Origin of the sequence: Dactylosporangium salmoneum (genome assembly GCF_039532525.1) — a bacterium.
Taxonomy (GTDB): Bacteria; Actinomycetota; Actinomycetes; order Mycobacteriales; family Micromonosporaceae; genus Dactylosporangium; species Dactylosporangium salmoneum.
The window spans coordinates 107303-119787 of the sequence record NZ_BAAARV010000086.1; the positions used below are offsets into that span (position 1 = coordinate 107303).

Below are 12485 nucleotides of genomic sequence, written 5' to 3' on the forward strand. Positions count from 1 at the left end.
TCTCAGCCCGGGTACAGCCCCCGCTGCCGGGCGGCCAGCCGGGCGAGGCCGAGCAGCGCGTCCAGCGACGGCGTCGGCACGCCGGCCACCTGGGCGATCTCCCGGGCCGCGCCGAGCATCGCGTCGAGCTCCAGCGGGCGGCCGGCCTCGGCGTCCTGCAGCATCGAGGTCTTGAACGCGCCGAGCCGGCGGGTCACCGCGTTGCGGTCGGAAGGGCTCTGCTCGATCGGGCAGCCGATGCGCGCCCCGATCGCCGCCGCCTCCCGCATCACGGCGTGCGCGAAGGCGTTCACCAGCTCGTCGTCGAGGATCCGGTCGGCGGTCGCGCCGGTCAGCGCCGAGATGGGGTTGACCGTCATGTTGCCCCACAGCTTGTACCACACGTCGCGCCGCACGTCGGCCGAGCGCGTGACGTCGAAGCCGCCCAGCAGGTCCGCGACCGCGTCGAGCCGGGCGCTCGGCCCGCCGTCGGGCTCGCCCAGGATGAGCCCGTTGCCGGCGACGAGCGCGGCCTGCCCGGGCGCGGTCACGGCCGCGCTGAGGTGCACCACGCAGCCGATGACCCGGGACCGCGCGATGGTCGCGGCGACCGTCCCGTCCGGGTCGACGCTGCGCAGCGACCGGTCGGGGAAGAACCACCAGGGCACCCCGTTGAGCGCGGGCACCACGACGGTGTCCGGCCCCAGCAGCGGCCGCAGCGACGGGGCCAGGGCCGGCAGGGCGTGCGCCTTCACGGTCAGGATCACCACGTCCTGCTCGCCCAGGGCGGCCGGGTCGTCGCTGGCGGTGACCGGGCGGGCGGCGCCGTCGAGGGACCAGCCGCGCTCGCGCAGCGCGTCCAGCGTGGCCCCGCGGGCCAGCACGGAGAGCGGCCCCGCGATCCGGGCGCCGAACACCGCGCCGACGGCCCCGGCGCCGACCACGCAGACGCGGGTCGTCACGCGGCCTCCAGCAGGTTGGTCTCCAGCCGCGGGTAGACCTCGCCGGGGAGGCGCAGGTAGCCCTCGATCGAGCCGTAGCGCCGGCGGACGTCGGCCAGGAACAGCAGCATCGTCTCGGCCGGCGACAGCAGCCAGCGGGCCGGCATGTCGGCGATCTCCGGGTTGAGCCCGCGCAGGAAGGCCATGCTGCGGTCGGTGGCCGCGCTGGTCAGCGCGTAGTCCTCGGCGATGACCGGGTCGGGCACGCCGAGGACGGCCAGGGTCAGCGCCGACACCACGCCGGTACGGTCCTTGCCGGCCACGCAGTGCACGACCACGGGCGCGTTGTCGGCGTCGGCGATCACCTCGACCGCGCCGGCGATCGCGGCGTGGCCGTGCTCGGCCAGGTCGAGGTAGCGGTTGGCGAGCCAGCGGGCGTCGCTGGGCTCGTCGTGGTCGGTCGCCTCCTCCCACTCCGCGTGCATGGGGTTGAGGTGGTGGTACCGCAGGCCGTCGAACGCGTGGATCCGCCCGTCCCGCTCGATCTCCCGCGGCCGGCGCAGGTCGATGACGGTGCGCACGCCGAGGGCGGTGAACGACGCCGCGTCGGCGGGGTCGATCCGGCTCAGCGAGTCGGACCGGTACAGCCGCCGCCAACGGGTGGTGCGCCCGTCGGCGGCGGGGTAGCCGCCCAGATCGCGGAAGTTGAACAGGTTGGGGTGGTCGATGTTGCGCACGGCAACGACCCTAACGTGCGGACCTTCCCTACGACTGGGCCGGTTGGGCGGCGGACGGCGCCGGCATCATCCGGGCCAGCTCCTCGCGCAGCACGGTGGCGGCCGCGTCGAAGTCCTCGGCGGTGGTCTCGGCGCCGTCGCGGGTCACCACCCGCCAGGTGCCGTCGGCCGCCGAGGACAGCGTCGCCCGGCCCGGCTGGACGCCCCGCTCGAAGTCGGCGGCGGAGGTGGCCGCGAACGTGGCGATCGCCGGCCGGTGCCGGTGCAGGAACTTGTCCGCCACGGCCAGCAGCGCGTCGCGCGCGTCGGCCTCGGGGGCCAGCGGGGTGACGTCGTAGCAGCGGTACGCCCGGGCCGCGACCAGCATCCGGATCTGCTCGGCGGCGATGAGCAGCGCCCCGTCGGCGTGGTCGTCGGCGGTGAGCCCGAGCTGCACGAAGCCGCGCGGCCGGTGCAGCCCGGCGGCGACCGCGGCCACGGCCGGGGCCATCTCCAGCCGGCTGCCGTCGACCGGGGCGGCCAGGTGGCGAAGCAGCAGCGAGCCGAGCCCGGCGCTGAGCACCGCGTCGGTGCGGTCGGCGTCGCCCAGGCCGAGCAGCCGCGGCGTCTGCCCCTGCCGATCCCCGCTGGCCAGCAGGAACGACAGCTCGGCGGCGGTCATGCTGAGCTGATCGGTGGCGGTCCCGTCCATGGCATCCATCCCGTCGGCGCGTCGGAGTAACGGCACGGCGCGCCGATCCGCTGTGTCCAGACGTGGGATCAACGCACACGCGTCCGAGTGCACAACGGCCGCACGGCCCTGCGGGTGACGGGCCCGCGGCGCACACAGCCGCGACGGGTACCATGCCGCGTGTCCGAGCAGGAGAGGGACGAGGATTGACCCAGCGCAGCACGCCGTGGGAGCGGTCATGACCGACGGCATCGCGACGGCCACCGTCGGCGGGTGCGTGGTGGTCACGCCCGCCGGCGCGCTCGACGTGGCCGCCTCGCCGCAGCTGCACGCGCTGCTGCAGCGGACCCTCGACGAGGGCACCACCTGCCTGATCCTCGACCTGTCCCAGGTCGACTTCATCGACTCCACGGCGCTGCGGGTGCTCGTGTCGGTGCACAAGCGGCTGCTGGACACCGGCGGGTTCGCGGTGGTCTGCCCGCACGCCCGGATCCGGCGCATCTTCGACCTGACCGCCCTGGACCGCGTCCTGACCCTGACGGACACGGTCGACGAGGCACGGGCCGCGCTCGAGTAGCCGTCGTCAGGTGCGCTGCAGGGCTCGCGGGTAGCGGATGCCCGGGTGGCCCTCGGGCAGGGCGCGGCGCAGCACCCACCAGCTCACCGCCAGGCACGCCGCCACCAGGGGCCAGGTGAGGGCGGCCTGCGCGGCGGCCAGCCACACCACGGTGCCCGCCCACCAGAGCGGGACGAAGACGAGCAGCCGCACGAGGTACTGCGCCACCCACACCCAGCTGGCGTGCTGGTAGCCGCGCAGCAGGTCCGGGTCGGCGCGCCACCGGGTCTTCTGGCCCAGCACCGTGCCGACCACCACGCCCAGCAGTGGCCACCGCACGAGGATGCTCGCGGCCCAGGCCAGCGCCGAGGCCGCGTTCGTGAGCACCCGCACGCCGAAGAAGTCCGCGGCCCGGCCGGTGCGCAGCGCCACCAGCGCGCCGACGCACACCACGAGCAGGCTGAACACGGTGCCGACCGGGCGCCGGCCGGCGGCGATGCGCCATCCGGCCACGGCGGCGCCGGCCAGCACCGCGATGCCCGCGGCGAGGGGGATCGAGCGGCCGTCGGCCAGCCAGCCGGCGGCGAACCCGAGCACCGGCACCGCGGTCTCGACCGCCGAGCGCCAGCCGCCCAGCAGATCGCTCAGCGACTCCTCGCGCGCCATGCCGTACCCCCGCTTCTGCAATTTGCGGAGGCAAGCCTAACCTCGCTCAGCCGTGGCTGACCGTCAGGGCATAGAACTTCACTTTGGCGCCGTTGGTCGTGCTGTCCGACGAGGACTGGTTGTAGGAGCCTGCCTTGAAGTACATCCCGTACTGGTTGAACGACGACGGGATCGCATAGCTCGTCGTCGAGCCGTTGACGGTGAGCTTGATCGTGTTGCCGCCGGCGATGGCGATCACGTAGCTCCACTTGGTGCCGAGCGGGACGTTGCCGACCGTGTGCAGGGTCTGCCCGCCGTCCGGGGAGTTCTCGGTGCCGAGGATGATGTCGCCGTTGGGCCGGTAGTACAGCTCCAGCAGCGGCTTGGTCGACGTGCCGCCGGAGCCGAGGTGCACCTGGCCGACGCACACGTTCTGGGTCACCGACGGGATGCGCAGGGTGGCCGAGAGCTTGTGCGACCCGGCCAGCCGCCAGTCCGCGGCGCTGCCGTCGGCGTTCATCTCGCGCAGTTCGGAGCGCGCGTAGTTGGAGTTCGGCGTGGTCACGCCCTTCTCCGGCGCCCAGAAGGTCATCGAGCCGTCGGTCTTGTCGGTGAAGAAGTACGCCGGATTGGTGTACCCGCCGGGCCCCTTCAGCTGCGACGGCGGGATGGTGGTCGGGGCGCCCGGGCTGCCGATCGGCAGCTGCAGCTGCCAGATGGACAGGTCGAAGTTGCCGCCGGGGGCGACGGCCGGGTCGAGGCTGGACGCGGGCGGCGTGGTGGGCGTGGTGGTGCCGCCGGGCAGCGTCCAGGACTGGTTGGCCGCGCCGGTGCAGGACCAGATCTGCAGGCGGGTGCCGTTGGCCGAGCTCTGGCCCGTGGCGTCGAGGCACTTGCCCGAGCCGGCGTTGACCAGCGCGGCGCCGCTGCTCGTCCACTGCTGGGCGGTGGTGCCGTTGCAGTCGTACAGCTGGATCTTCGCGCCGTTGGCGGTCCCGGCGGCGGTGACGTCGAGGCACTTGCCCAGGGCCCGGACGGTGTGGTCGGCGGCGCCGGTGGTCCAGCTCTGGGCGGTGGAGCCGTTGCAGTCGTACAGCTGCACGGCCGTGCCGTTGGCGCTGCTGGCCCCGGCGACGTCGACGCACTTGCCGCCGAGCCCGGTGATCGGCCCGGCGGTCGCGGCGGTGGCGGCCGTGATCCCGAGGACGCCGAGCGCCCCGGCCACGGCCGTGGCGGTGAAGACGATGAGGAGCTTGGAGCGGCGTTTCATGGGCGGGTTCCTCCGATTAGGCAGAGTGGCTGCCAATAAACGCCTTCATCGATGTCTTGTCAACCCGTCCGAGGGGTTGTTCCGAAACTTGAACCAAGTTTCAGTCGGCGCGCGGCAGGGTGCCCGGATCGATGAGCGCCTCCGCCTCCTCGCCCCCGATGTCCTGGCGCAGCTGGTCGAGGCGGCCCAGCAGCGACACCGAGTCGAGCACGGCGAGCGCGGTCGGGAACACGAGGTGCACCCGCTCGACGGCCGCGATGAGCGCGGAGCGCAGCGACTGGTCGTCGGCCTCGCGCCCGTCGAGCCGGTCCTCCAGCAGCCGGGCGAGGGCGGTCAGCAGCGCCCGGAGGGTCTCGCGATCGAGGGCCGGCGGCTCCCCGGGCCGGTCGTAGAGCCGGTCGGTGGCCAGCGAGATGGCCCGCACCTGCAGCGTGAGCCGCACCAGCCACAGCTGCCGGCGCTGGGCGTGCACGATGTCGCGCCGCAGCCGCTTGGCGAACAGGTTGAGCACCGTGATCTCCTCGACCCCGGCGACGGCCGCCGAGGCCTCCGCGCTGACGTCGTTGAGCTTGCGCGACTCGGCGATCCAGTCGTGGCGCCGGTCCCCCTCGAGCGCCTGCGTCCGGGCCCCCAGCTCGTCGGCGATCGCGCGCAGCACCTTCGCGCACGCCCACCCCCAGGTGTCGAGGGTGGCGTGGATATGCCTGATGCGGGGCGGCTCGGGCACGACGACGGCGATGGTGAGCCCGACGGCCGAGCCGATGGCGACGTCGATGAAGCGCCATTGGCCGTACCCCCGGGCCACCGGCGCCAGCAGCAGCACCGCGAGCGTGGCGATGGTGAGCTGGTTGCGCGCCAGGGGAGTGTTGGTCACCTGCCGGGCCACGACGAGCGCGACGAACGCCCCGAGCGCCAGCGACCACCAGGTCAGCCCGAGTGCCTGCGTCCAGGCGATGGCCAGCGCCGTGCCGACGAGGTTGGCGAACAGCAGCTGCAGCCCGGTGGCGATCGACCCGTACACGCTGGCCTGCAGCGTCAGCACCGCCACGATCGGCGCGAACAGTACCGCCACGTTCTCCCCGAGCTGCCGGGCGAACACCCACGCCAAGGTCGCCGCCACGGTCGTCTTGACCACGGTCAGCCAGCTGGGGCGGCTCTTGGGCACGCTGGCGAGCAGGGCTCCGAGGGGCTCGGTCACCACGGCGTGCGGTCTGCGCGGCACACCTCGATCTTCTCAAACCACCGTCCGTACCTGGACAAACTCACCCGCTCGACGTGACCCGGATCGCGCCGGTGCCCCGCTGCTGTACATCGATGGCGGTACGATCGCGCATGCGGCTGATTCGCGGCGCTCTCGCCGGCGTGCTGGTGGCCGGCCTGCTCGCCGGCTGTGGACGTGGTGGTAGCGTTCCGGCCTCGCCTGGGCCGTCAGCCTCGCCCGGGCCGTCAGCCTCGCCCGGTCCGTCAGCCTCGCCCGCGGCGGTCACCGAGCGGACGCTGACCCTGGCCAACGGGACCGACCGGCCGCTGCCCACGCTGGTGGTGCAGCCCGCGTCCGAGGGGCGGCACCCGGTCGTGGTGTTCAGCCACGGGTACACCCGCACCCCGGACGACTACCTGCCGCTGCTCAGGACGTGGGCGGCCGCCGGCTTCATCGTCGTCGCCCCGACCTTCCCGCACTCGGCGCGTGGCCAGCAGCAGCTCGACGACCAGGACATCGTCAACCAGCCCGGCGACAACGCGGCCGTGCTGAGCGCCGTGCTGGCGCTCGATACCGCGCCGGGCGACCCGCTCTCCGGCCGCATCGACAGGGACCGCGTCGCGGCGGCCGGGCACTCGCTCGGCGGCATGACGACGGTCGGCATGTTCACCAAGCACCGCGACGCGCGGCTCAAGGCCGGCATCGTCCTCGCCGGCGGCCAGTGGCCCTTCGGGGTCGGCTACACCGGGGCGCCGGCGCCGATCCTGTTCGTGCACGGCCGCGCCGACAGCGTGGTGAAGTTCGAGGGCGCCACCGAGGCGTACGACCCCCTGCCCTGGCCCAAGGCGCTGCTGGACCTACCGGCCGGCGACCACCTGCGGCCGTACCTCGGCCCGGGCAAGGACTTCGACGCGGTGGCCGCGGCCACGACCGACTTCCTGCGCTGGTCGCTGCTCGGCGACGAGAAGGCCCGCGCGCGGCTGGCCGCCGACGCGGGCCAGGCCGGCAAGGTCGAGGACCGCCTGTCCGGCACCGGAAAGGGCTGAAGGGTCGCGGCGACCGTCCGCATCTCCTCGACCGCCTCAAACGCGGGCGATTCGTACACCCCTTGCGTGGACGTGACCCCGACGGACGAAGGTCATGGCCGTCGGCGGCTCAGCACCGACCGTGACCTGCACTGTGCCACAACAAAGTTGTGCCCGGTGGACCGTTGACATCGATGGCTCGAACGCGCCAAACTTCCGGCACAAGAGGTTGGACCTCCAGTCCTCCATCATCTGGGGAGGGATCGTGCCACGGTACCGCCCGATCGCCAGCGCGGCTGCGGAGCAGCTTCGCCAAGTCATCAGTCGTGACTTTCCGCCCGGAAGTCAGCTTCCGAACGAGAAGGATCTGGCCGGTCGACTCGGCGTCAGCCGCAACACGGTGCGTGAGGCATTGGCTCAGCTGGTGCTCGACGGGCTCGTCGAGCGCCGGTGGGGCGTTGGGACGATCGTGCGAGAGCCCGGTTCGCAGGTTTCGCTGAGCCTTCTCGCGATCAAGCCGATTCGCGACGTCATCGCGGACGCCGGCCGGACGCCGCGGCTGGCCCATGCTGCCGCGGTGCCCGCACTGCCGCCGTCGGAGATCGGCAAGGCTCTTCGGCTCGGCCCGGAGGAGAAGGCGTGGTGCGTCGAACGCCTCTTCTGCATCGACGACACGCCGGCCGTCCTGCTGCGCGACTACGCGCCGATGGTCGTGCGCAATCGACAGATCGACCTGGTGCCGCTGTGCGAGCTCAACGTCACGATCATCGACCTGCTCGGAGAGCAGGCGGGCATCACCGTTGACCGCATGGAGGGTGTGCTCGACGCGGTCGCTGCCAACGGTGACCTCGCCGATCTGTTCCGCGTCCAGCAAGGGCAGCCGCTGGTGCGCGTCCACCAGCAGTCGCTGCTGGCCACCGGCGACGTTGTGATCTACACGGTGGCGCACTACCTGGCCGAACAGGTGCGCCTGAGCTTCGCCCGAACCTGACCTGCCCGCGGCGCGCCGGGCCTTCGAGTGCCCGGCCACCTCGGCCTTTGCATGCCCAACCACCTCGGCGTTTGCATGCCCAACCACCTCGGCCTTTGCGTGCCCAACCACGCCGGCTTTCGTGTGCCCAGCCACGCCGGCTCTTGCATGCCCGACCACGCCGGGCTTTTGCGTGCCCAACCATCACGTCGAAGGAGATCTCCGTGCCCTCACGAAACCGCCGCAATCGTTCCTTATGCGCCGCTCTTGCCGCGGCGACTGCCATGCTGCTGGCCGCGTGCTCGGGTTCGGGCGGCGGTGGGTCCACTACGGGAGCGTCCGGGCCGAACAGCAACGCGGCGGCCAATGTGCGAATCACGACCGACAGCTTTGTGATCGGGCTGCCCATGTGGGTTGCGATGGATCAGGGGTACTTCGCGAAGCAGAACGTCACCGTGACGCCGGAGACCTATCAGACCGGCGTTGACGGCATCAAGGCAGTGATTGCCGGCCAGGCCGACATCGCTCCGGCGCTCGACTTCGGCATGCTGTCCGCGCTGTCGCCCGGGTTGAAGGTCGTCGGAGCGGTTGCATCGCCGAAGGCCGGGTTCAATCAGCTCGCCGCGCGCAAGCCGATCACCTCGCCGAGCGAGCTGGCCGGCAAGAAGATCGGTTACGTCACGGGCACCGCCGAGGAGAACATCACCCGCCAGTACGTGAAGAACCAGCAGCTGACGGACGTGGAGCTCGTCGCGCTGCCCGGGCTGTTCGAGCTGGTCGGCGCACTGAAGTCGGGCCACGTCGACGCCGGATTCGTCTGGGCCGACGGCGTGGCTCAGGTGAAGGCGGACAAGAACCTGTCAGTGATCGGGGACGACAGCTCGGTGATCGGAACGGGGGCGCAGGGGATCTATCTCGTGGCCAAGGCGAGCTGGGTCGCTGACAACCAGGATCTCCTGAAGCGCGTGCTCACCGCCTATCGCGATGCCATCACCTTCACCATCGCGAACCCCAGCCAGGCGGCCGCCATCGATGCGAAGGCCGTCAAGGCGCAAGCGTCGGCCATCGAGCCTGTGGTTGCCGTGGAAGCATTCTCGTTCAAGTTCACCTCGAATCAGGTGGACTGGTTGGAGCAGGAGCGGACGTTCCTGGCGTCCAAGGGCGTCAACAACGCAACGGGCGAGCTCAAGTCCTACTTCGACCTGCGCGCGATGGAGGCCGTCGAGCCCGGCAGTGTCACCGCATGGTCGAGCTGAGCGGCGTTCGAGCCATGACAGACGCTGCGACATCGGCCGACGGCTCGATCAGGTTCCGTGACGTCGGCATCAACTTCACCCCGAAACAGCGAGGGGAGTGGGTGCTGCGCCACCTCGACCTCGAGATCGGCGACAACGAGTTCTTCGTGATCGTCGGGCCGAGCGGATGCGGGAAGTCGACCCTCCTGCGAGTGCTGGCGGGTATCGCCAAGCCGACCGAAGGATTTGCGCAGACCAGTCGCGGAGTTGTCCATGGGCCGGGGCCGGACCGGGCAATGGTGTTCCAGAGCGTGGACACCCCACTCATGGAGTGGCTCAACGTACGCCGCAATGTCGAGTACGGGCTTCGGATGCAGCGCGTGCCTCGGAGTGTCCGCGCGGCGACCGTGGATCAGTATCTGCGGAAGGTTGGTCTGCATCGTGCGGCGAGCAAGTATCCGCATCAGCTGTCCGGCGGAATGAAGCAGCGGGTGCAGATCGCCAGAGTTCTCGCGTCGAACCCGAGCGTGCTGCTCATGGACGAGCCGTTCGCGGCGCTGGACGCCCAAACCCGTCGGTTGCTCCAGCGGGAGCTGGTCAGTCTCTGGCAGGACGAGCCGCGCACGGTCATCTACGTGACGCACGATATTCGTGAGGCTGTCCTGCTCGGGACCAAGGTTGCCGTGATGACGGCACCGCCGCAGTCGACGATCAGAACGACGTATGAGATCGCCATGCCGTACCCGCGAGATGAGTTCGCGCCGGAGTTCGTGGATCTGGCCAGCAAAGTCGAAGCGGACATCGAGGAGGAGGTGAGTAAACTGTGGGCCGGCGATGGCTTCGAGTCGCAATCTCGATCCTAGCGGTTGCAGCATTCATCGGCGTCTGGACCCTGGCTTCCGTGCGCGCTGACCCGACGCTGCTACCTACCCCCGCCCAGACGCTGCGCGCGACGGGTGAGCTGTGGGACGACGGAACGCTGTGGTCGGCCGTAGGTGTGTCGATCCGGCGGATCCTGCTCGGCTGGCTCCTGGGCTGCGCGATCGCGCTCCCGCTCGGCGTCATCGCGGGCATCTCGCCGTATGGGCGTGCGGTGATCGACCCCTTCGTGCATTTCTTTCGGTTCATTCCCGCGATTGCGCTCACGTCCCTGTTCATTCTCTGGTTCGGCATCGGCGAAGTCTCGAAGGTCTACCTTGTCGCCTACGCCGCCGGGTTCACGGTGGTGGTCAACACCGCTGCCGGCGTGGGCGCCGTGCCCCCGGACAAGATCAGTGCGGCCCGGTGCGTCGGCGCGAGCCGGCTGGCGACCGTGCTGACCGTGTCGATCCCGGCGAGCGTTCCGTACATGTTCACCGGCATGCGGCTCGCGTTGGCGAACGCCTTCCTCGTGATCGTCGCAGCGGAGGCGCTCGCGACCCAGAGCGGTCTCGGCTACCTCATTTGGAATGCGCGAATCTACTTCCGGACCGATGCGATCTTCGTCGGAATCCTCTTCCTGGGCATCCTCGGGTTCGTCTTCGACCGGCTGTGGAAGCTCATCGGGAGCACCCTGCTACGCCGCTACATGACGACTGCCGGGAGCTACTAGGGCGCCGGGAGGCGCGACCGCTCGATGATTGAGGGAGTTCAGGAGCCCATATCGTTATGCCTACACCGACGCACAAGTCCGCGACGCCCCCCAATGTCCTGCTCGTCATCGTCGATCAACTTGCCGCGAAGTGGCTCGAAGCGGCGTTCGACGGAGCGGCCCCGCTGCCGAACCTGGAGTGGCTGCGGGACTCCGGGACGACGTTCCGCAACGCGTTCACGCCCAATCCGGTCTGCAGCCCGGCACGAGCGTCCCTGGCCACCGGCTTGCCGTCGTCAGCACACGGTGTGCTCGAGTGTGGGTATCGTCTCGACCCAGCGATACCCACATTCATGCGCGAACTGCAACGCGCGGGGTGGAGGACGAGCCTGCACGGCAAACTCCACTTTCAGCCGAACTTGGAGACCTTCTACCCCGACTACCGCCAATACGGGTTCGACCACACCGATGTGACGGAGGACGTGCGCGTCGGACCATGGCTGGACTGGGTCCGTACCACGCACCCGCTGCATTACCCGGCGGCGTTGGCCACGGTCTGGATGACCATGCACCCGGCCTTGCGGACGGAACCGTACGCCGGGCTGCGCGAAGACATCGAGAAGGCGCGGCGCGCCTGGCGGTGGGCCTCCGACGAGCGGCCGCTGGACACGGCTGAGAGTTACGTTCTTCCGTTTCCGGAGGAAGTATCACAGTCGGCGTGGATCACCGATCGAGCCGTCGACCGCCTTACCGCGCACTCGGGTAGCGAGCCGCTGTTCGCACAGGTCGGGTACGTCCAACCGCACAACCCGTTCTGCGCTCCTGAAGAGCTCCTGCCGTTGGTCAACGAGGCGGCCATCCCCGCGCCGGTACCCGCCGAGTGGGCCAGTGACCCGAACGCTCCGACCATCTTCTCGTCGGCGAAGCGAGGTCCGTGCGCCACCTACGACGAGGCCGGCCGCAACGCACGCCAGATCTACTTCGCGGACCTGATCCATCTCGACCAGCAGTTCGGTCGCCTCCGGCAAGCGCTGATCGACTCAGGCAGGCTGCACGACACGTATCTGATCTTCACCAGCGATCATGGGGAACTGCTCTACGACCACGGGCTCCTCGGCAAGTGGAACAGGCACTACGACGCGTGTATTCGGGTCCCGCTCCTCATCGCCGGTCCGGGCATTGCCGCCGGAGCCGTCGACGACAGCCTCGTCGAGCTGACGGATCTCGCGCCAACCATCCTGGATCTCTGCGGCGTCGCGGAGCCGAGACTGCCGAGATTCGAGGCCGCCGACGCTTCCGTCAGGTGGGACCTGCGCGCACTGCACGGCCGAAGTCTCGGCCGAATCGGCTCCGGAGAGCATCCCGCGCCAAGCCGAGACTCGATCCTGATCGAGAGCTACGCGACGCATTGGAACGGCGACGCTGACGGCTTCGCTCGTACGCTGCGCACCGCTCGATACCGGTACACCGTCTACGGCGACGGCAGCGAACAGCTCTTCGACCTGCAGGTCGACCCCGACGAGCAGGACAACCTCGTCGGCCGGGCCGGCACCGAGTCGCTGCGGACGGGCCTGAGTCGCCAACTGCTCCAAGCGCTGATCACGAGGGACAACCCGCCGCCCGGTGCCGGCCTGTATGCCCGACAGGGCTGGTAACGCCAAATCTCGTCGAAGGAGAGTAGCCCCG

The 12485-nt window shown here is 70.4% G+C and carries 13 protein-coding genes; 7 read left to right on the forward strand and 6 right to left on the reverse strand.

Annotated elements, in window-relative coordinates; all coding sequences use genetic code 11:
- Positions 1-2: 2 nt before the first annotated feature.
- Genes ABD352_RS43890 through ABD352_RS43900 form a run of 3 tightly spaced genes read right to left on the reverse strand, consistent with a single transcriptional unit; the run spans position 3 to position 2348 of the window.
- Complete coding sequence (locus ABD352_RS43890) at positions 3-941, reverse strand: 2-dehydropantoate 2-reductase (RefSeq protein ID WP_344618534.1); 939 nt, start codon at positions 939-941, stop codon at positions 3-5.
- Entirely contained in the window at positions 938-1657 is a 720-nt protein-coding gene (locus ABD352_RS43895) for a tyrosine-protein phosphatase (RefSeq protein ID WP_344618535.1), read from the reverse strand. The genes ABD352_RS43890 and ABD352_RS43895 overlap by 4 nt, the downstream gene beginning before the upstream one ends.
- Before the next feature lie 28 nt (positions 1658-1685).
- Positions 1686-2348, reverse strand: a complete 663-nt coding sequence (locus ABD352_RS43900) for a hypothetical protein (protein ID WP_344618536.1) — start codon at positions 2346-2348, stop codon at positions 1686-1688.
- A gap of 217 nt (positions 2349-2565) precedes the next feature.
- Between ABD352_RS43900 and ABD352_RS43905 the strand changes: the two genes are divergently transcribed.
- Complete coding sequence (locus ABD352_RS43905; RefSeq protein WP_344618537.1) at positions 2566-2904, forward strand: STAS domain-containing protein; 339 nt, start codon at positions 2566-2568, stop codon at positions 2902-2904.
- A gap of 6 nt (positions 2905-2910) precedes the next feature.
- Here ABD352_RS43905 and ABD352_RS43910 read toward each other — a convergent pair whose 3' ends face one another.
- The 3 genes from ABD352_RS43910 to ABD352_RS43920 all read right to left on the reverse strand — a co-directional run bounded on the left by ABD352_RS43910 (position 2911) and on the right by ABD352_RS43920 (position 6020).
- The gene (locus ABD352_RS43910; protein WP_344618589.1) at positions 2911-3549 is read right to left on the reverse strand and encodes a DUF3159 domain-containing protein; all 639 of its coding nucleotides are present in this window, start codon (positions 3547-3549) and stop codon (positions 2911-2913) included.
- 46 nt (positions 3550-3595) lie between these two features.
- The gene (locus ABD352_RS43915) at positions 3596-4798 is read right to left on the reverse strand and encodes a polysaccharide lyase family 7 protein (RefSeq protein ID WP_344618538.1); all 1203 of its coding nucleotides are present in this window, start codon (positions 4796-4798) and stop codon (positions 3596-3598) included.
- A 100-nt stretch (positions 4799-4898) separates the two neighbouring features.
- Positions 4899-6020, reverse strand: a complete 1122-nt coding sequence (locus ABD352_RS43920) for an FUSC family protein (RefSeq protein ID WP_344618539.1) — start codon at positions 6018-6020, stop codon at positions 4899-4901.
- 110 nt (positions 6021-6130) lie between these two features.
- On the opposite strand from ABD352_RS43920, the gene ABD352_RS43925 reads away from it, so the two are divergent.
- The 6 genes from ABD352_RS43925 to ABD352_RS43950 all read left to right on the forward strand — a co-directional run bounded on the left by ABD352_RS43925 (position 6131) and on the right by ABD352_RS43950 (position 12454).
- The gene (locus tag ABD352_RS43925) at positions 6131-7045 is read left to right on the forward strand and encodes an alpha/beta hydrolase family protein (protein WP_344618540.1); all 915 of its coding nucleotides are present in this window, start codon (positions 6131-6133) and stop codon (positions 7043-7045) included.
- Between the two features lie 94 nt (positions 7046-7139).
- The gene (locus ABD352_RS43930) at positions 7140-8015 is read left to right on the forward strand and encodes a GntR family transcriptional regulator (protein ID WP_344618541.1); all 876 of its coding nucleotides are present in this window, start codon (positions 7140-7142) and stop codon (positions 8013-8015) included.
- A 263-nt stretch (positions 8016-8278) separates the two neighbouring features.
- Positions 8279-9250 carry an ABC transporter substrate-binding protein gene (locus ABD352_RS43935; RefSeq protein ID WP_344618542.1) on the forward strand — a complete coding sequence of 324 codons (972 nt, stop codon included), beginning with the start codon at positions 8279-8281 and terminating at the stop codon, positions 9248-9250.
- Positions 9238-10092, forward strand: coding sequence for an ABC transporter ATP-binding protein (locus tag ABD352_RS43940; RefSeq protein ID WP_344618543.1), 855 nt, complete (start codon positions 9238-9240; stop codon positions 10090-10092). The genes ABD352_RS43935 and ABD352_RS43940 overlap by 13 nt, the downstream gene beginning before the upstream one ends.
- A gap of 38 nt (positions 10093-10130) precedes the next feature.
- Entirely contained in the window at positions 10131-10820 is a 690-nt protein-coding gene (locus ABD352_RS43945) for an ABC transporter permease (protein WP_344618544.1), read from the forward strand.
- A gap of 56 nt (positions 10821-10876) precedes the next feature.
- Positions 10877-12454, forward strand: a complete 1578-nt coding sequence (locus ABD352_RS43950; protein ID WP_344618545.1) for a sulfatase family protein — start codon at positions 10877-10879, stop codon at positions 12452-12454.
- Positions 12455-12485: the final 31 nt, after the last annotated feature.

Excerpts from the sequence above, each read along its gene's own strand:
- ABD352_RS43930 (WP_344618541.1), top strand. The coding sequence starts at position 7,140 with ATGGCCGTCGGCGGCTCAGCACCGACCGTGACCTGCACTGTGCCACAA.
- ABD352_RS43915 (WP_344618538.1), bottom strand. The coding sequence starts at position 4,798 with ATGAAACGCCGCTCCAAGCTCCTCATCGTCTTCACCGCCACGGCCGTG.
- ABD352_RS43900 (WP_344618536.1), bottom strand. The coding sequence starts at position 2,348 with ATGGACGGGACCGCCACCGATCAGCTCAGCATGACCGCCGCCGAGCTG.
- ABD352_RS43940 (WP_344618543.1), top strand. The coding sequence starts at position 9,238 with ATGGTCGAGCTGAGCGGCGTTCGAGCCATGACAGACGCTGCGACATCG.
- ABD352_RS43935 (WP_344618542.1), top strand. The coding sequence starts at position 8,279 with ATGCTGCTGGCCGCGTGCTCGGGTTCGGGCGGCGGTGGGTCCACTACG.
- ABD352_RS43925 (WP_344618540.1), top strand. The coding sequence starts at position 6,131 with ATGCGGCTGATTCGCGGCGCTCTCGCCGGCGTGCTGGTGGCCGGCCTG.
- ABD352_RS43905 (WP_344618537.1), top strand. The coding sequence starts at position 2,566 with ATGACCGACGGCATCGCGACGGCCACCGTCGGCGGGTGCGTGGTGGTC.
- ABD352_RS43950 (WP_344618545.1), top strand. The coding sequence starts at position 10,877 with ATGCCTACACCGACGCACAAGTCCGCGACGCCCCCCAATGTCCTGCTC.
- ABD352_RS43910 (WP_344618589.1), bottom strand. The coding sequence starts at position 3,549 with ATGGCGCGCGAGGAGTCGCTGAGCGATCTGCTGGGCGGCTGGCGCTCG.